We start from the raw sequence: 17,939 nt of genomic DNA on the forward strand, positions 1-17,939 counted from the left end.
CATCGGGCCGCGGCGTAACGATACTGCAATCCGGCGGCGCTGCCATCCACCGCGGCGGGCGACTGCAATGATCGGTCCCGGCGGTATAATGGCATCCGGTCCGGCCGCGCTCCGGGCCACACCAGTCCCCTACAATGCAACTGCTCGCGATCGGCATCAATCACACCACGGCACCTGTCTCGCTGCGCGAGCGGGTGGCGTTTCCGCTCGAGCAAATCAAGCCCGCGCTGGGGGCGCTGCGCTCGCACCTGTCGGGCCGCAGCGGCACCGAAGCCGCCATTCTCTCCACCTGCAACCGCACCGAGATCTACTGCGCCACCGACGTCCTGACGCCGGGCACGGACGGCTTCGAGCACACCCTGCGCTGGCTGTCGCAGCACCACAACGTGCCGGCCACCGAACTGGCGCCGCACCTGTACGCGCTGCCGCAGTCCGAAGCCGTGCGCCACGCCTTCCGCGTCGCCAGCGGGCTCGATTCGATGGTGCTGGGCGAGACCCAGATCCTGGGCCAGTTGAAGGACGCGGTGCGCACCGCCGGTGAAGCCGGCTCGCTCGGCACCTACCTGAACCAGCTGTTCCAGCGCACCTTCGCGGTGGCCAAGGAAGTGCGCGGCCAGACCGAGATCGGCGCGCATTCGGTGTCGATGGCCGCTGCCGCGGTGCGGCTGGCGCAGCGGATCTTTGAAAGCGTCTCGACCCAGCGCGTGCTGTTTATCGGCGCGGGCGAGATGATCGAGCTGTGCGCCACCCACTTCGCCGCGCAGCAGCCGCGCCAGATCGTGGTCGCCAACCGCACCGTCGAGCGCGGCGAGAAGCTGGCCGAGCAGCTCAGCGGCCAGGGCCTGACCGCCAACGCGATCCGCCTGTCTGACCTGGGCGAGCGCCTGCATGAGTTCGACATCGTGGTGTCGTGCACCGCGAGCTCGCTGCCCATCATCGGCCTGGGCGCGGTCGAGCGCGCGGTCAAGCGGCGCAAGCACCGTCCTATCATGATGGTCGACCTGGCGGTGCCGCGCGACGTCGAGCCCGAAGTCTCGCGGCTGGACGACGTCTTCCTCTATACCGTCGACGATCTCGGCGCGGTCGTGCGCGAAGGCAACGCGCTGCGCCAGGCCGCGGTGGCGCAGGCCGAAGCCATTATCGAAAGCCGCGTGCAGAACTTCATGCACTGGCTGGAAACCCGCAGCGTGGTGCCGGTCATCCGTGAACTGCAGAGCAGCGGCGAAGCCATCCGCCAGGCCGAGCTGGAGCGCGCGCGCCGCATGCTGGCGCGCGGCGACGACCCGCAGGCCGTGCTCGAGGCGCTCTCCGGCGCGCTGACGCGCAAGTTCCTGCACGGCCCCACCCACGCGCTGAACCACACCCAGGGCGAGGACCGCGAGGCGCTGCTGCGCCTGGTGCCGGGCCTGTTCCGCCACAGCAGCCATTCCGAGCGCTAGCCGCGCTTGCCTTGCCGGCGCAATGCGCCGGCACGCCCTCGCCGCCGTCCTCGCCAATGCGCGCACGGCCCGGCCCACACCATTCCCTGTCCGCCCCGATGAAAGCCAGCATGCTTGCCAAGCTCGACCAACTGGCCGAGCGACTCGACGAAGTCAACGCCCTGCTCGCGCGCGAAGACGCGACCGCCAATATCGACCAGTACCGCAAGCTCAGCCGCGAGCACGCCGAGCTGTCGCCGGTGGCCGAGCAATATGGCCAGTACCGGCAGGCCCAGGATGACCTGGCCACCGCGCAGGCGCTGCTCGACGATCCGGACATGAAGGACTTCGCCGCCGACGAGATCGCCGCCGCGCGCGCGCGGTTGGAAGCGCTGCAGGCCAGCCTGCAGCGCCTGCTGCTGCCGCGCGACCCCAATGACGACCGCAACCTGCTGCTGGAAATCCGCGCCGGCACCGGCGGCGAGGAAAGCGCGCTGTTCGCCGCCGACCTGCTGCGCATGTACACGCGTTATGCCGAGCGCCAGCGCTGGCAGGTCGAGGTGATGAGCGAATCGGCGTCGGACCTGGGCGGCTACAAGGAAGTGATCATCCGCATCGCCGGCGATGCCGCGTTTTCCCGGCTGAAGTTCGAATCGGGCGGCCACCGCGTGCAGCGCGTGCCGGCCACCGAGGCGCAGGGCCGCATCCATACCTCCGCCTGTACGGTCGCCGTGATGCCCGAGGCCGACGAGGTCGGCGAGGTCGAGATCAATCCCGCCGACCTGCGCATCGACACCTTCCGCGCCTCCGGCGCGGGCGGCCAGCACGTCAACAAGACCGATTCCGCGGTGCGCCTGACCCACCTGCCCACCGGCATCGTGGTCGAGTGCCAGGACGACCGCAGCCAGCACCGCAACAAGGACAAGGCGATGAAGGTGCTGGCCGCCCGCATCAAGGACATGCAGGCACGCGCCGCGCAGGCGCGCGAGGCCAGCACGCGGCGCAACCTGATCGGCTCGGGCGACCGCAGCGACCGCATCCGCACCTACAACTTCCCGCAGGGCCGCGTGACCGATCACCGCATCAACCTGACCCTGTACAAGATCGACATGATCATGGACGGCGACATGGACGAGCTGCTGTCGGCGCTGTCCGCCGAGCACCAGGCGGACCAGCTGGCAGCGCTGGGCGACGACTCCTGAACTGCGCTTCGCAGCCGGCCGGCGAGCCTTCGGCGATGAACACCGCGTAAAGTCGCCGATGTCTTTGTATCTGTTGTAAATGCTTGAAACAGCACTGGCGGGGGTAAAGTCGCTGTCTATAATCGATTTCGACCGGCAAACGGAGAATGGTGCCGGGTAGTCACTCCCGAGAACATACCTAGGACGAAATCATGAAAAAACTGCTCGCGCTGTTGATGATCACCGCGGCCATGGCCGCTTGCAGCAAGAAGGAAGAAGCGCCGCCTGCCGCCTCGAACGCCGAGAGCGCCATGCAAAGCGCCGCGGAATCCGCCAAGGCCGCCGCAAGCGATGCCGCCGCTGCCGCCAGCAACGCCGCAGACGCCGCCAAGTCCGCCGCCAGCGGTGCCGCGGCCGACGTCTCGGCCGCAGCCGACAAGGCCAAGGAAGACGCCGGCAACGCCATGGCAAACGCCAAGCAGGCCGCCAAGGATGCCGTCAACGCCAGCGCGGACAAGGCCAAGGACGCCGTCAATAAGTAATCGCCCCGGCGGGGGCATTGCTCCCGCCGCCGCCGATGAGCGGTACACTGGCGCGAAGCCGGAAGTTTCACCTCAGAGCACCGCCACAAAGCCCCGCCAGGTCCCGCACCGGTGGGGTTTTTTATAGCCGGCACCAGAACCGTCCCTTGCCCACTTGATGTCTTCCCCCGACTCCACCGCGCTGCCCGCCACCCCCACGCTGCGCGAGGCCCAGACGCTCGCCGCCATGGCCGGGCTGCCGGCGCTGGAAGCGCGCATGCTGCTGACCCACGTCACCGGCCTGAGCCGCACGCAACTCATTACGCGCGACACCGACCAGCTCACCATCGCCCAGCGCGACGCGTTTGCCACGCTGCTGGCGCGGCGGCTGGCGGGCGAGCCGATCGCCTACCTGATCGGCGAACGCGAGTTCTTCGGCCGCAAGTTCCGCGTCACGCCGGACGTGCTGATCCCGCGCCCCGATACCGAGGTCGCCGCGGAAGCGGCGCTGGCGCGGCTGGCCGCGGTGCCGCAGCCCAGCGTGCTGGACCTCGGCACGGGCTCCGGCATCCTTGCCGTGACGCTGGCGCGCGAGCGGCGCGACGCGCACGTCTGGGCCACCGACATCTCGCCCGGCGCGCTGATGGTCGCGCAGGACAACGCCCGCGCGCTGGGCGCGGACAGCATCCAGTTCCTGGTGTCGGACTGGTACGCGGCGCTGCCGCCGGAGCTGCGCTTCCACCTGATCGTCAGCAACCCGCCATATATCGCCGCGGGCGACCCGCACCTGGCCGAAGGCGACCTGCGTTTCGAGCCGATCGACGCTTTGACCGACCACGACGACGGCCTGTCCGACCTGCGCGCCATCGTCGGCGGCGCCGGCGCGCGGCTGCTGCCGGGCGGCTGGCTGCTGATGGAACACGGCTATGACCAGGCCGCGGCCACGCGCCTGTTGCTGGAAGCCTGCGGCTTCGACGAAGTCTTCACGGCGCGCGACCTGGCCGGGCTGGAGCGCTGCACCGGCGGACGCTGGCCCGGCGCGGCACCCTGAAGCGCCGCGGCGATTCCGGTAAAATCGCCATCAGATCCCGCCGTGCGGCCCGGCCGCGCGGTATCCCGTTCTCCCCAGGCGGCGCCCGCGACACGGTCCCGCCCCACTGAAAAGCAGACCATGAGCGACGTGCAGCAACAGATCGACCAGATCGTCAAGGGCAACCCCGTAGTCCTGTTCATGAAGGGCACCGCGCAATTCCCGATGTGCGGCTTCTCGGGCCGCGCCATCCAGATCCTGAAGGCCTGCGGCGTCGACGCGCCGACCACGGTCAACGTGCTGGACGACGAAGGCATCCGCCAGGGCATCAAGGAGTACGCCAACTGGCCCACCATCCCCCAGCTCTACGTGAACGGCGAGTTCATCGGCGGCTCGGACATCATGATGGAGATGTACCAGAACGGCGAACTGCAAACCCTGCTGAAGGGCTGAGTTCCGCCATGTCCGGCGCTGGCGGCACACCGCAACGGCTGATCGTCGCCATCACCGGCGCCACCGGCGCGATCTACGGCGTGCGCCTGCTGCAGGTGCTGCGCGCGGCGCCCGCGGTGGAAACCCACCTGCTGATTTCGCCGGCCGGCGTGATGAACCTGCAGCACGAGCTGGACATCAGCCGGGCCGAGGTGGAAGCGCTGGCCGGCGTGGTGCACAACGTGCGCGATATCGGCGCCACCATCGCCAGCGGCTCGTTCCGCGCGCACGCCATGGTGGTGGCGCCCTGCTCGATGCGCACGCTGGCGGCGATCGCGCACGGCTTCTCGGACAACCTGATCACCCGCGCCGCCGACGTCACGCTGAAAGAGCGCCGCAAGCTGGTGCTGATGGTGCGGGAGACGCCGCTGAACCTTGCGCACCTGCGCAACATGACGGCGGTGACGGAAATGGGCGGGATCGTGTTCCCGCCGGTGCCGGGCTTCTACCAGAAGCCGCAAAGCATCGCCGAACTGGTCGACCATACGGTCGGGCGCGTGCTGGACCTGGTGGACCTGCCGCAGATCGGCCAGGCGCTTGCGCCCAGCTGGGGCGGGCTGAATGCCCGCGCCGGCGACGCGGGCGGCAACTGAACCGCCCCGCCTCGCCGGCGACGATCACAGGCGCCGATCACCAGCGCCGGTAGCCCCGGCCATAGTACCCATAGCCCCCGTAGTAGTACGGACGCGGCGCCACCACCACCGGCGCGGGCGCCACGTACACCGGCGCCGGACCGACCGCCGGGCCGGCGGGCGTGGGATAGACGGCGCAGCCGCCCAGCAGGGTCACCGATGCCGCAGCGGCAGCCAGTCCAATCGTCAGTATTCTCATCATGTCATCCTTGGGGTACGCAACGGGCATGTGCCTGCCTTGCTGCCGTTATACGGGCAGAACGCGTAATACGGCGTCAAGGCCGTGTAAGGCTTGTTACCGTTCCCTACGCGCCCTGCCGCCTACCCCGGGATGCCGTCAGATCTCGAACCGTATGCCCTGCGCCAGCGGCAGCGAATCGCCGTAGTTGATGGTGTTGGTGGCGCGGCGCATATAGCCCTTCCACGCATCCGAGCCTGACTCGCGGCCGCCGCCGGTCGCCTTCTCGCCGCCGAAGGCGCCGCCGATCTCCGCGCCGCTGGTGCCGATATTGACATTGGCGATGCCGCAATCGCTGCCCGCCGACGACAGGAAGCGCTCGGCCTCGCGCATCGATTCGGTGAAGATGCACGACGACAGCCCGTGCGCGGCGGCATTGTTCAGCGCGATGGCCTCGTCCAGCGTGGTGTAGGGCATCAGGTACAGGATCGGCGCGAAGGTCTCGGTCAGCATGGTGTCGTGCTGCGCGTCGGTCAGCACCAGCGCGGGCCGCACGTAATACGCATGCGGATAGCGCTCGGCCAGCAGCCGCTCGCCGCCGGTGACGATATTGCCCTGCGCGCGGCACGCCGCCAGCGCGTTGGCCATGGCGTCGCCGGCGGCGGTGTCGATCAGCGGGCCGACCAGCGTGCCGTCTTCGAGCGGATCGCCGACCGGCAGCCGGTCGAACACGGTGATCAGCCGGCTCGCCATGGTGTCCATCAGGTCGGCATGGATAAAGCAGCGGCGCAGCGTGGTGCAGCGCTGCCCGGCGGTGCCGGCCGCGGCAAAGGTGATGGCGCGCACCGCCAGCTCGATATCGGCCGAGGGTGCGACGATGGCGGCGTTGTTGCCGCCCAGCTCCAGGATGCTGCGCTTGAAGTGCCCGGCGCAGGCGATGCCGACCTCGCGGCCCATGCGGGTCGAGCCGGTGGCGCTGACCAGCCGCACCGCGGGGTGCGCCACCAGGTGGCCCCCAAGCATGCGCCCGCCCGGCAGCACCGCCGAGATGCCGCAGTGCTGCGGCGCCGCCGCGGCCAGCACGCGCTCCAGCAGGCCGTGCGCGGCCAGCGCGCACAGCGACACTTTCTCCGACGGCTTCCACACCACGCCGTTGCCGCACACCAGCGCCAGCGCCGCGTTCCACGCCCACACCGCGACCGGGAAATTGAACGCCGAGATCACGCCGCACAGGCCGTACGGGTGCCAGGTCTCGCGCATCGCATGCTGCGGGCGCTCGGAGGCGATGGTCAGCCCGTGCAGCTGGCGCGACAGCCCGACCGCGAAGTCGCAGATGTCGATCATCTCCTGCACCTCGCCCAGCCCTTCCTGCAGGATCTTGCCGGCTTCGAGCGACACCAGCCGCCCCAGCGCCGGCTTGTGCTCGCGCAGCACCTCGCCGTAGCGCCGCACGATCTCGCCGCGCGCCGGCGCCGGCAGCAGCGCCCAGGTGCTTTGCGCCGCGTGCGCGCGCGCGATCAGCGCGTCGGCCTGCGCCGGCGTGCAGGCCGGCACATGGCCGATGGCCTCGCCGTCGACCGGCGAGCGCACCGTCACGGCGCCGGCCGGCGTTCCTTGCTGCCATGGCCGCGGCAGGCCCAGCGAATCCCAGCAGGCAGCGAACTCTTGCGCTTTCATACGAGGCTCTCCTGCAGCGGATGCTGCGTGTAGTGGCGGCCGAAGCGGTTGGACAGGAAGGCCTGCAGCGGCATCGACTCCTGCCGCACGAAGCCGGCCTGCGGCAGCGCGCCGGTGGCCACCAGGTCCAGCGCGGTGCAGATGCCCGCGGCCGTGGTCAGCTGGATCGCATTGACATGCCCGCCGGCGCCGTCGACCCCGCCGATGCGCGCCGAGAACGAAGCCTGTGTCAGCGGACCGCGCCCGCGTTCGCCGCCGGCCGGATAGCCGGTGGCGGTGGCAAACACGATCACCACGTCCTGCTCGGTCAGCGGAATGGCGCGGTCGAAGATATCGCGCAGCCAGTCGCGCCGTTCGCGCAGGCGCAGGTCGTTGAGCAGCAGCTTCATCAGCGCGCAGTGGCCGGGATAGCGGATCGACTTGTAGTCGACATGGCGCGCGCGCCCGGCCAGCGTCTCGGGCAGCGTGCCCAGTCCGCCCGATGTATTAAAGGCCTCATATTCGATGCCGTCCAGCGCAAAGCTCTCCAGCCCTTCCAGCGCGGTCAGCTCCACGCGCCGGCCGTCGACGATGGCCTCGCACGGGTTGCAGTACTCGTTGATCAGTCCCTCGGTGCTCCAGGTCAGGTTGTACTTGAGCGCGTTGCTCGGATAGCGCGGCAGCGCCCCCACCCGCATCTGCAAGTCCAGCAGCTCGCCGCCGCCGCGCAGGAAGCGCTGCGCCAGGTCGTGCCCGACCACGCCGATAAAGCCGGGCGCCAGTCCGCATTGCGGCATCAGCACCGAGCGCGCGCCCTGCGCCAGCTGGCGGATCGCCTGGGTGGCGGCCACGTCCTCGGTCAGGTCGAAGTAATGCACGCCCAGGCGCGCCGCCACCGAGGCCACGCTGGTCGCGGCATGGAACGGCAGCGCGTTGAGCACGGCGTCGGCGCCGGCCAGCAGCGCGGCGCAGGTGCCGGGCTCGGTGGGATCGCCGGCGCGCGCCAGCACGCCGCGCGGCAGGCCGTCGAGGCGGCGCGCGTCATGGTCGACCACGCTGACGCGGTAGTCGCCGCTGTCGTGCAGCATGGCCGCGATGGTGCGGCCGATCTTGCCGGCGCCCAGCACCGTCACGTGCAGCGGGCGGGCCGCCCTGGGCAGGTCGCGCGGGGCCTGCCGGCCAAGGTTCGAGGCTTGCATGGTGTCTCCGTCCACAAGAAAAAGAAGATTCCCGTTGACTGGAGTATGGATAGCCCGGCCGCCACAATGAAGGCACAAGAACGACGAAAAACCGCCATAATCGAACGAAACGACGAAGCATCCCGACGCAATGACCGAACTCGACACCACCGACCGCCACCTGCTGTCGCTGCTGCAGGCCAACGCCCGCGAAAGCGCCGCCAACCTGGCGCGGCACCTGGGGATCGCGCGCACCACCGTGGTCGCACGCATCGCGCGGCTGGAGCGCAGCGGCGTGATCGCCGGCTACGGCGTGCGGCTGGGCCAGCGCATGGAAGACAACGCCATCCTGGCCTACTGCGGCCTGTCGGTGCAGCCCAAGGCCGCGCCCGCGATCCTGCGCGCGCTGCAGCGGCTGCCCGAGATCGAAGAGGTCAATTCCGTCAGCGGCCCGGTCGACTACCTGGTCGCGATCCGCTGCGACACGCATGACCGGCTCGACCGGCTGCTCGACGAGATCGGCATGCTCGACGGCGTCAACCACACCACCACCTCGATCGTGCTGGCGCGCAAGCTCGACCGCCGGCGCGCCGCCGGCTGACGCGGTATGCTGCCACTCCCATCAGCCTTTGCGGAGAAGCAGAACATGAACAATCCGATCCGTGTCGCCGTGGGCGGCGTGACCGGCTGGGCCGGCGGCGAACTGGCGCGCGGCGTGGCCCATGCGGCCGACATGACCCTGGTGGCCGGGCTGTCGCGCGGCGCCGCCGGGCAGCCGCTGGCGCAGCTGACCGGCCATGCCGATACGCCGGGCGTGGCGGCCGCCAGCATCGAGTCGCTGGGCGAGAAGCCCTACGACGTCTACGTCGAATACACCAGGCCGGGCATCGCCAAGCACAACATCCTGCAGGCGCTGGCGCATGGCGCGCACGTGGTGGTGGGCACCTCCGGACTGACCGACGACGACTATGCCGAAATCGACGCGGCCGCGCGCCAGGCCGAGCGCGGCGTGCTCGCCTGCGGCAATTTCGCCATCACGGTGGTGCTGCTGCAGAAGTTCGCCGAGATGGCCGCGCGCCACCTGGAACACTGGGAGATCATCGACTACGCCAAGGCCGGCAAGATCGACGTGCCCTCCGGCACGGTGCGCGAGCTGGCGTACCGGCTGGGCCAGGTCAAGGCCGCCGCGCAGGCGGTGCCGGTCGACCAGGTCAACGGCCCGAAGGAAACCCGCGGTGCGACCATGTCGGGCACGCAGGTGCATGCGGTGCGGCTGCCGGGCTACCAGCTCGGCGTGGAAGTGATCTTCGGCGCCGACGGGCAGCGCCTGCACCTGAAGCACGAGGCCGGCGACGGCTCCAAGCCGTATGTGGCCGGCGCGCTGCTGGCGATCCGCAAGGTCCACACCGTGCGCGGCGTGGTGCGGGGGCTGGACAAGGTGATGGAAGGCCTCTGAGGCCGCGCGCGGCGCAGGCAGGCGGCTGGCCGCCGGCTTGCGGTATTACCAGCTGCCCGGCTTCTCCGGCTTGGGCGCAGCCTTCGGCGCGGGCCTGGCGGCGGCAGTCTTGCCGCTCCTGGCCGCCGGCGCCGACGCCGGATTGAGCTGCTTGTCGACCTCGGCGTCCTTGTCCGCCATCAGCGCGCGCGCCTGCGGCAGCAGCATCTCGATGGTGCCGGTGCTGGGGTCTTCCGGCATCGCGTACAGCTCCACCGTCAGCGGCTTGTGCATCCAGCCGGCATGCAGCGTCTTGACGGTCTTGCCGGACTTGTCGGGCATGTCCTCCTGCTCCTGGCGGAAGGGCTTGCCGTACAGCGCGCTGATGCTGTCGGCGGCGGCCTGCTGCGAATTGGCGCCGGCGGTCGGCACCACCAGCCCGACCAGCGCATTGCGGTCGACAAAGGCGACCACATAGGGGCCATCCATGAACGCCGGGCGCTGCGCACGCGGCACGCCGACCTGGCGCATCAGGCCATCGCCCTTCAGTTCGACGCAAAACCCGGTGACATCGCGGCCGTCGGGCGTGCGCTTGTCGGCGCAGTCAGGCAGCGCCGGCAGCGGGTTGCCGATTTCCAGCATGGCCAGCAGCGGCGACAGCGCGCTGTTTTCTGCCTGGGCCCTGGCCGCAACGGGCGCCGCCGGCCTGCCGGCCGGTGCGGAGGCAGGGGTGGCGGCAGGGGTGGCGGCAGGCGCGGCATTGGCGCCGGCGGCGCCCAGCAGGCCGGCAAGCGCCAGCCCGGCAACGGGGAATTTCAAGACAGACTCCTGGTGAAAGGCTCCGGGTTGGAGCCCGCCCCCGCCGGGTTGTTCCTGCGCGGCGCGTGTTCGTGACGAACGACTCACATCCGGCCACGGCGGCAAAGGGGGCGTGCGCTAGCTTACCCGATGGCGCCGGCGCCGCCGGCACTTGCGCGCCGGCATCAGCCGGCCGGGGCCTTGCGCGCCAGCGCCAGCGCCTCGCGCCGGAACGTGTGCCCGACCTGGTGGTAGAACGGGTGCGGCGAGAACTGCCGCGAGATAAACGACGCCAGCAGCGACGCCGCCAGCAGGAACACGGTCAGGTCCTGCGTGCGCGTCATTTCCATCACGATCACGCTGGCGGTGATCGGCGCCTGCGTCGCCGCGGCCAGGAATGCCGCCATCGACACCAGCGCCAGCACGCGCGGCTCGGCCATGCCGCTGGCGAAATGCGCGACGTTCTCGCCGATGCCCGCGCCGATCGCCAGCGCCGGCGTGAAGATCCCGCCCGGGATGCCGGCGAAGTACGACACCACGGTCGCCGCCAGCTTGGCCAGGCCGAACCACAGCGTCGCATGCGATTCGCCGTTGATCAGCGCCGCGGCCTGCTCGTAGCCGGTGCCGAAAGTCGCGCCCGCGGTGGCCCAGCCGATGATCGCCACCACCAGCCCGCAGCCGAACGCCACCGACACCGGATGCTTCCCCGGCCAGTCGCGCCACGCCACGGGCAGCAGCGCCGGCACGCCGCCCTTGAGCGCCTTGGCAAACACGCCGCCCAGCACGCCGGTCACCACCGCGCACAGCAGCACCGGACCCCAGGCCTCATGCAGGCCCAGCATCGGCACCTTGACCACGAAATACGGGTTGTTGCCCAGCACCGCCAGCGACACGAAACCCGCGGTCAGCACGCCCGACAGCACCAGCCGGTCCCAGCGCACCGCGGTGCCGCGGCCCAGCTCCTCGATCGCGAACACCACCCCGGCCAGCGGCGTGTTGAACGCCGCCGCCAGCCCGCCGGCCGCGCCGGCGGCGATCAGCGCATTGGGATGGAAGCCGATGCGAAAGCGCAGCTTCTCCTGGCACCAGCGGCCCCAGGCCAGCATGGCCGCCGCGCCCACCTGCACCGACGGCCCCTCGCGCCCGACCGAGGCGCCGGCGAGCAGCGCCGCCGCGGTCAGCACCACCTTCCACATCGCCTGGCGCAACGACACCAGCAGCGTCTGCGCCGGGCCCGCCGGCGGCAGGGTCACCGCCGCGATCACCTGCGGGATGCCGCTGCCGCGCGCCTGCGGCGCCAGCCGGATGGTCAGCCAGCGCAGCGCGGCCAGCCCGAACGGCAGCATCACGAACGCCAGCCACGGCGTGGCCTGGGTCAGCTGGCGGTTCCAGTGCAGCGCCACTTCGGCGATCCACGCGAACACCAGCGAGAACAGCCCGACGCAGCCCGCGCCGAACATGAACGCGGCATAGCGCAGCGTGGTGCGCGAGATGCGCCCGGCCTGGCGCGACTTGCGCCACGCCGCCACGCGCGCGCGGCGGCTGATCTGGTCCAGCAGGCGGGGATCGGGTGGCGGGGTGCCGGCGTCGGGCCGGGCCGGCGGCTCGGGGCTGGTGCCCGGAGCGGAGGATGATGATGTGGAAGGGGTGGGATCGTTGGGGTCGCGATCGGTCATGGCTGGGGCGTGCGCAGGCATCCGGCGGGGCGTGCCCCGCCGCCTTGATGACCTCGCACTATACGCCCATCGCGATCGCGTCCCTGCGCGCCCCTGCGCGCGCGTCAGTCCAGCGAGATGTTGTTGGCCTTGATCACCTTGCCCCAGTGCGCGCGGTCGGCCTCGATATAGCGGTCGATCTCGGCCTGCGTGCGCGGCGGCTGCACCAGCAGCCCCAGCGCGCTGAAGGTGGCGCGGAACTGCGGGTCCTTCAGCACGTGGTCGGCGGCGGCCTGCAGCTTGGCCACCGCGTCGGGCGGGGTCTGCGCCGGCACCGCCAGGCCGAACCAGGTGGCGGCCTGGAAGTCGGGATAGCCGCTTTCGGCCACGGTCGGCACGTCGGGCAGCACCTCCAGGCGGCGGCGCCCGGTCACGGCCAGCGCCTTCAGCTTGCCCGCCTTGATATGCGGCAGCGACGTGCTGACCACATCGACCATCAGCTGCACGTCATTGGCCAGCAGCGCCGCCAGCGCCGGGGCGCTGCCGTTGTAGGGCACGTGCGTGACGCTGATGCCCAGTTCCGTCTTGAGCATCTCGGTAGCCAGCTGCAGCGCATTGCCCAGCCCCACCGAGCCGTAGTTGAGCTTACCGCCCTCGGCCTTGGCGTAGGCCGCGAACTCGCGGACATTGGCGGCCGGCACGCGGGTATTGGTGACCACCACCAGCGGCGCCTCGGCGCCGATGCTGAAAATGCGGAAATCCTTGGGCGGGTCGTAGTTGATCTTCTTGTACAGCATCGGGTTGAGCACCATGCTGCCGTTGGTCGCCAGCACCATGGTGTAGCCGTCAACCGGCGCGCGCGCCACGCTGGTGGTGCCGATCATGGTGGCCGCGCCGGGGCGGTTTTCCACCACCACGCTCTGGCCCAGCTGGCGCGACATGCCGTCGGCCAGCGCGCGCCCGAACTGGTCGGTCGAGCCGCCCGGCGTGTACGGCACCACCAGCTTGAGCGGACGGTCGGGATAGGCCGCCTGCGCGGCGCCGCCCCAGAGCGCCAGCGCGCACCCCGCGCCGGCGGCGAGCGCGGCGAGCCAGCCGCGCCTGGTATTGAGTCCGGTTGCTTTGGTCGGTTTGTGCTGCATCGCGTCTCCTCCTGTCGTTATCGGCTTGTGCGCCGTGCAGTCCCGCCCGGGGCGCTCAGACGCGGCGCTGGCGGCCTTCCCAGTATCGGTCGCGCAGCCGTCGCTTGGCCAGCTTGCCGGTTTCGTCGCGCGGCAATTGCGCCTCGACCACGATGCTGCGCGGCACCTTGAAGCCGGACAGCCGCTGGCGCAGCCAGTCGATCACTTCCGTCTCGCGGATCTCCGCGCCCGGCATCGGTTGCACCATGGCCAGCAGCCGTTCGCCGTATTCCGCGTCGGGAATGCCGAACACCACGCAGTCGGCCACGCCGGGGTAGCGCACCAGTTCATGCTCGATCTCCGCCGGGTAGATGTTGACGCCGCCCGAAATCACCATGTCCGAGGCGCGGTCGCAGATAAACAGGTAGCCGTCGGCATCGACATAGCCCATGTCGCCCAGCGTCACCAGCCCGTCGCGGTCGATGGCGGCGCGCGCGGCCTCATTGTTGCGGTAGGTGAAGTCAGGGTAAGCGGGCTGGCGCACATAGACCAGGCCGATTTCGCCCGGCGCGCACTCGCGGCCGTGCTCGTCGAGGATGCGCAGCTGCGCGTCGTCGACCGGCTTGCCGGCGGTGCCCGGGCGCGCGGCGGCGTCGGCCGGCGTGGCCACGGTGATCATGCCGGCCTCGCTGGAGGCATAGGTTTCATGGATCACCGGGCCCAGCCATTCCAGCATCGCGCGCTTGACCTCGGGCGCGCACGGCGAACCGGTCGAGGCGACGAAGCGGATCGAAGACAGGTCATACTTCGCCCGCACCTCGGGCGGCAGCTTGAGCAGGCGCACGTACATGATGGGCACCAGGTAGAGCACATCGATGCGGTGCTTTTCCACGAGCGCCAGCACCTGCTCGGCATCGAAGCGCGGCGTCAGCACCAGGCGCTCGGCCATCTGCAGCGCGTTCTGGATAAACGAGCCGGGCGCGCTGTGGTACAGCGGCGCCGACATCAGCGCGCGGCAGCCCGGCTCGAGGCCGTAAGTCTGCCGCACCACCGAGCGCACGCGCGCCAGCTGCTCCTCCAGCCCGTCCAGCGGCAGCGCCTGGCGCACCACGCCCTTGGGCCGGCCGGTGGTGCCGGAGGTGTACGCCATATGGCCGCGCGGCGCCACGCGCGGGCCGTCGTAGGCGGGCTGCTGCGCGAGCCAGCCTTCATATTCGGCCGCGCCCGCGGCGGCACCGCCCACCGACAGCACCGCCATGCCGGGCGAAACCGCGTCGCGCACCGCCGGCAGCAGGTCGTCCTGCACCAGCAGCACCTTGGCACCGCTGTCGCTCAGCAGGAAGCGCACTTCGTCGGCGGTGAAGTGCCAGTTGATCGGGCAGTAGTAGCAGCCGGCGATGCGGCAGGCATGGACTACGTCGGCATACACCGGATCGTTGCGCAGCAGCACCGCGACCACGTCGCCCTGCTGCATGCCCAGCGCGCGCAGGCCGCCGGCCAATTGGGAGCCGCGCGCCAGCAGGGCCTCGCCGCTGCGGTGCATGTCTTCATACCAGAGGTCCGTGGCCATCCGCTGTCTCCTTGCCTGGGTTGTGTCAGCCGACCACTGTATCGGCGTAGCCACGCATCGACAATCAGGCCAGGTGGAATCACAATGTTGCGCCATACGTGACAATGCTGCAGGCAATCCCCGATGGACCTCAACCTGATCCAGGCCTTCGTCGACATCGTCGATGCCGGCAACCTTGCCGAAGCCGGGCGCCGGCGCGGCGTCACGCGTTCGCAGGTCAGCCGCCAGCTGCGCGAGCTGGAACGCCAGGCCGGCGCGCAGCTGCTGCGCCGGCCCACGCGCCGGCTCGAGCTGACAGAACCCGGCCAGGCGCTGTACCAGCATGGCGTGCGCATGCTGCAGGAAGTGGCCTCGGCGCAGGCCGAGATCGACAGCCTGGGCCGGACCCTGCGCGGCCATGTGCGCGTGAGCGTGCCCACCGGGCTGGGCGATGCCTATATCGCACCGCTGCTGCTGCAGTTCGCGCAGAAGCATCCCGGCATCACGCTGCGCGTGTTCTTTGCCAACCGCGTCAACGACCTGATCGCGGCCGAGATCGACGTGGCGCTGAAGGTCACCTCGGCGCCGCCGCTGGACCACGTGGCGCGCGAAATCTGCGATATCCGCTGGCAACTGTACGCATCGCCGCAATACCTCGCGCGGATTGCGCCGGTGCAGCTGCCGCCGGACCTCGCCGGCTGCAGCTTCCTGTGCCCGCCCTACCCGCCGCGGCAGTTCCCGTTGTCGCTGTACCGCGACGGCCAGCGCGTCGACGTGGCGCTGACGCCGACGCTGCAGTCCGAACACTTCCTGTTCCTGGCGCGCGCGGTGCGCGAAGGGCATGGCATCGGCATGCTGCCGGTCTATATCGGCTGGGAAGAAGTGCGTGCCGGCCAGCTGGTGCCGGTGCTGCCGGACTGGCGCCCGGAGGGGCTGGGCAACAAGCTGTTCATCATCACCACGCCCAACCTGCATCCGTCGATGGCCACGCGCGCGCTGATCGGCTTCCTGCGCGAGGAACTGGGCAAGCTGGAGGTATTCCGGGACGCGGTGAAGTAGCGGGCACCGCTGGCCGGTGAACGCACGCTTTCGGTCCGGGATGCCGCGGCCGGCCTGCATACTTTCAATTTGCAAGCTATGCTGCAGCAAGCTTGCAAATTGAAAGCAGGCCGACCCCAACGGCGACAACACCATGCCCCCTACCGATTTCACCGCGATGCCTTGCCCCGTGGCCCGCTCGATGGCCGTGCTGGGCGAACGCTGGGCCATCCTCGTGCTGCGCGAGGCGTTCTACGGCAGCACGCGTTTCGACGAGCTCGAGCGCAACCTGGGCATCGCCCCCAACATCCTGAGCGCGCGCCTGAAGACGCTGGTGGCGCACGGGCTGCTGGCGCGCGTCGCGCCCGAGGGCGGCGCGCGCCATGTCTACCAGCTGACCGACAAGGGCCGCGATTTCTTCCCGGCCTATGTGGCGCTCAAGGCGTGGGCCGACCGCTGGATGACCGATGACAAGGGGCCGCTGACGCTGCTGCAGGACCGGCGCACCGGCACCGAGATCGCCGAGCCCGCGCTGACGCGCGTCGACGGCAGCGCGATCACGCTGGACGACCTTCAGGTGGTGCCCGGCCCGGGTGCCGGCCGCTCCCTGCGCCGTCGCTTCGGCGACACCGCAGCCGCGGGCGGGGCGGAGACGGGCCATGACTGACACGCGCGCATTGCCCGCGGGCACCGTGCCGGCCGACACGGTGCCGGCCACCGAGATCGCCCGCCGCATCGGCAAGCTGGCCGGGCCCACCGCGCTGATTGCCTTGCTGCAGGCGGCGGCCCAACTGATCGAAACCTGGCTGGCCGCGCGCCAGGGCACCGCGGCGCTGGCCGGCTGGGCGGTGGTGCTGCCGTTTGCGCTGCTGCTGCAGCAGATGTCGACCGGCGCCATGGGCGGCGGCGTGGTCGCGGCCATTGCGCGCGCACTGGGCGCCAACAAGCGCGACGATGCCTCGGCGCTGGTGGTGCACGCACTGTGGATCGCCGTGATCGCCGGGCTGGCGTTTGCCGTGGTGCTGGCGGGGTTTCCGCACGCGGTGCTGGGCGCGGTGGCCGGCGCCACCGCCGCCGACGCGGCCGCCACCTATGCGATCTGGCTGTTCGGCGCCGGCGCGATCCCGGCGTGGCTCGCCAACACGCTGGCGTCGGTGCTGCGCGGCGGCGGCCGCCATGCGCTGGCGGCGCGCGTGCTGGCGCTGATGTGGATTGCGTTCCCGCTGCTGTCGTGGCTGCTGGCCGAGCCCGCCGGCATGGGCCTGGCCGGCATCGGCGCGGCGCTGGCGGCGGTGTCGTGGGCCGCGGCGCTGGCGATGGCGGTCGTGGTGGCGCGCGGCGGCGCGGGCTTCGTGCCGGTGCTGCGGGTGCGGCTGTCATGGCCGCTGTTCGCGCGCATCCTGTCGGTGGGCCTGGTCGCGTGCGCGCTGGCCTCGGTGGCCAACCTGACCACCATCCTGGTCACCGCGCAGCTGCGCCACCATGGCACCGCCGCGGTGGCGGCCTACGGCATCTCGGCGCGGCTGGAATTCCTGATGATCCCGCTCGCCTTCGGCGTGGGCTCGGCGCTGACCGCGCTGGTCGGCGGCGCGGTCGGCGCCGGCGACTGGCACACCGCGCGGCGCACGGCATGGGTGGGGGCCTTGCTGGCGCTGGTCATCGCCGGCACCGCCGGCGCCGCCGTCGGCCTGGCGCCGGTGCGCTTTGCCAGCCTGTTCACCGATGATCCCGAAGTGATTGCCATCGCCGCGCGCGCGCTGTCATGGGTGGGGCCGGCATTCGGCGGCTTCGGGCTGGGCATGGCGCTGTACTTCGCCTCGATGGGCGCGGGCCGCATGCGCTGGCCGGTGGCGGCGGGGCTGTGCCGGATCGCGCTGGCCGCAGGTGGCGGCTGGCTGCTGGCCAATGTGTTCGGCATGGGCCTGGACGGGCATTTCCTGGGCGTGGCGCTGGGGATCACGGCTTATGGCGTGGTGACGGCGCTGGGGGTCAGGCAGGGGGAGTGGTCGGCGCGGTGACGCGTAAAAACGCCGGTTTGCTCCCCTCTCCCGCCTGCT

The 17,939-nt window shown here is 70.6% G+C and carries 18 protein-coding genes; 11 read left to right on the plus strand and 7 right to left on the minus strand.

The features are described 5' to 3' along the window. Nucleotides 1-134: 134 nt before the first annotated feature. The 6 genes from hemA to CBM2594_RS15050 all read left to right on the plus strand — a co-directional run bounded on the left by hemA (nucleotide 135) and on the right by CBM2594_RS15050 (nucleotide 5,235). On the plus strand, nucleotides 135-1,439 hold the full coding sequence (hemA, locus tag CBM2594_RS15025; protein WP_062801867.1) for a glutamyl-tRNA reductase: 1,305 nt from the start codon (nucleotides 135-137) through the stop codon (nucleotides 1,437-1,439). Nucleotides 1,440-1,537: 98 nt separating this feature from the next. After that, nucleotides 1,538-2,620 (plus strand): peptide chain release factor 1, encoded by a 1,083-nt coding sequence (prfA, locus tag CBM2594_RS15030; RefSeq protein WP_116357524.1) that lies wholly within the window; start codon nucleotides 1,538-1,540, stop codon nucleotides 2,618-2,620. Between the two features lie 191 nt (nucleotides 2,621-2,811). Further along, entirely contained in the window at nucleotides 2,812-3,141 is a 330-nt protein-coding gene (locus CBM2594_RS15035) for a hypothetical protein (protein ID WP_116357525.1), read from the plus strand. Between the two features lie 157 nt (nucleotides 3,142-3,298). Beyond that, nucleotides 3,299-4,171 carry a peptide chain release factor N(5)-glutamine methyltransferase gene (gene prmC / locus CBM2594_RS15040; RefSeq protein WP_116357526.1) on the plus strand — a complete coding sequence of 291 codons (873 nt, stop codon included), beginning with the start codon at nucleotides 3,299-3,301 and terminating at the stop codon, nucleotides 4,169-4,171. Between the two features lie 120 nt (nucleotides 4,172-4,291). Continuing rightward, on the plus strand, nucleotides 4,292-4,603 hold the full coding sequence (gene grxD / locus CBM2594_RS15045; protein WP_012354019.1) for a Grx4 family monothiol glutaredoxin: 312 nt from the start codon (nucleotides 4,292-4,294) through the stop codon (nucleotides 4,601-4,603). 8 nt (nucleotides 4,604-4,611) lie between these two features. After that, nucleotides 4,612-5,235, plus strand: a complete 624-nt coding sequence (locus tag CBM2594_RS15050; protein WP_116357527.1) for a UbiX family flavin prenyltransferase — start codon at nucleotides 4,612-4,614, stop codon at nucleotides 5,233-5,235. A gap of 37 nt (nucleotides 5,236-5,272) precedes the next feature. On the opposite strand, the gene CBM2594_RS15055 is transcribed toward CBM2594_RS15050, so the two are convergent. The 3 genes from CBM2594_RS15055 to CBM2594_RS15065 form a co-directional block, all read right to left on the minus strand. Further along, nucleotides 5,273-5,476 (minus strand): hypothetical protein, encoded by a 204-nt coding sequence (locus CBM2594_RS15055; RefSeq protein ID WP_174079241.1) that lies wholly within the window; start codon nucleotides 5,474-5,476, stop codon nucleotides 5,273-5,275. Between the two features lie 135 nt (nucleotides 5,477-5,611). After that, nucleotides 5,612-7,129: an L-piperidine-6-carboxylate dehydrogenase gene (gene amaB / locus CBM2594_RS15060; protein WP_116357528.1), complete on the minus strand. Its 1,518-nt coding sequence runs from the start codon at nucleotides 7,127-7,129 to the stop codon at nucleotides 5,612-5,614. Next, nucleotides 7,126-8,307: a saccharopine dehydrogenase C-terminal domain-containing protein gene (locus tag CBM2594_RS15065; RefSeq protein ID WP_116357529.1), complete on the minus strand. Its 1,182-nt coding sequence runs from the start codon at nucleotides 8,305-8,307 to the stop codon at nucleotides 7,126-7,128. Before CBM2594_RS15065 ends, amaB begins: the two co-directional genes overlap by 4 nt. 130 nt (nucleotides 8,308-8,437) lie before the next feature. Between CBM2594_RS15065 and CBM2594_RS15070 the strand changes: the two genes are divergently transcribed. Beyond that, on the plus strand, nucleotides 8,438-8,887 hold the full coding sequence (locus CBM2594_RS15070; RefSeq protein WP_010809873.1) for an Lrp/AsnC family transcriptional regulator: 450 nt from the start codon (nucleotides 8,438-8,440) through the stop codon (nucleotides 8,885-8,887). Between the two features lie 45 nt (nucleotides 8,888-8,932). Beyond that, nucleotides 8,933-9,742 carry a 4-hydroxy-tetrahydrodipicolinate reductase gene (gene dapB / locus CBM2594_RS15075; protein WP_116357530.1) on the plus strand — a complete coding sequence of 270 codons (810 nt, stop codon included), beginning with the start codon at nucleotides 8,933-8,935 and terminating at the stop codon, nucleotides 9,740-9,742. A 45-nt stretch (nucleotides 9,743-9,787) separates the two neighbouring features. Here the strand turns inward: dapB and CBM2594_RS15080 are convergent, their stop codons facing one another. The 4 genes from CBM2594_RS15080 to CBM2594_RS15095 all read right to left on the minus strand — a co-directional run bounded on the left by CBM2594_RS15080 (nucleotide 9,788) and on the right by CBM2594_RS15095 (nucleotide 14,961). Then, nucleotides 9,788-10,540: a hypothetical protein gene (locus CBM2594_RS15080; RefSeq protein WP_116357531.1), complete on the minus strand. Its 753-nt coding sequence runs from the start codon at nucleotides 10,538-10,540 to the stop codon at nucleotides 9,788-9,790. 164 nt (nucleotides 10,541-10,704) lie between these two features. Continuing rightward, entirely contained in the window at nucleotides 10,705-12,195 is a 1,491-nt protein-coding gene (locus tag CBM2594_RS15085) for a chloride channel protein (RefSeq protein ID WP_232346616.1), read from the minus strand. A gap of 104 nt (nucleotides 12,196-12,299) precedes the next feature. Beyond that, the gene (locus CBM2594_RS15090; protein WP_116357533.1) at nucleotides 12,300-13,316 is read right to left on the minus strand and encodes a Bug family tripartite tricarboxylate transporter substrate binding protein; all 1,017 of its coding nucleotides are present in this window, start codon (nucleotides 13,314-13,316) and stop codon (nucleotides 12,300-12,302) included. Between the two features lie 55 nt (nucleotides 13,317-13,371). Then, nucleotides 13,372-14,961 (minus strand): acyl-CoA synthetase, encoded by a 1,590-nt coding sequence (locus tag CBM2594_RS15095; RefSeq protein ID WP_290367793.1) that lies wholly within the window; start codon nucleotides 14,959-14,961, stop codon nucleotides 13,372-13,374. A 27-nt stretch (nucleotides 14,962-14,988) separates the two neighbouring features. Between CBM2594_RS15095 and CBM2594_RS15100 the strand changes: the two genes are divergently transcribed. From CBM2594_RS15100 to CBM2594_RS15110, 3 genes are all read left to right on the plus strand, one after another. Further along, nucleotides 14,989-15,903, plus strand: a complete 915-nt coding sequence (locus CBM2594_RS15100) for a LysR family transcriptional regulator (protein WP_116357535.1) — start codon at nucleotides 14,989-14,991, stop codon at nucleotides 15,901-15,903. A gap of 133 nt (nucleotides 15,904-16,036) precedes the next feature. After that, complete coding sequence (locus CBM2594_RS15105; protein WP_116357536.1) at nucleotides 16,037-16,549, plus strand: winged helix-turn-helix transcriptional regulator; 513 nt, start codon at nucleotides 16,037-16,039, stop codon at nucleotides 16,547-16,549. After that, complete coding sequence (locus CBM2594_RS15110) at nucleotides 16,542-17,900, plus strand: MATE family efflux transporter (protein WP_116357537.1); 1,359 nt, start codon at nucleotides 16,542-16,544, stop codon at nucleotides 17,898-17,900. The genes CBM2594_RS15105 and CBM2594_RS15110 overlap by 8 nt, the downstream gene beginning before the upstream one ends. Nucleotides 17,901-17,939 lie beyond the last annotated feature (39 nt).

It is taken from the genome of Cupriavidus taiwanensis (assembly GCF_900249755.1).
Classification (GTDB): domain Bacteria; phylum Pseudomonadota; class Gammaproteobacteria; order Burkholderiales; family Burkholderiaceae; genus Cupriavidus; species Cupriavidus taiwanensis_D.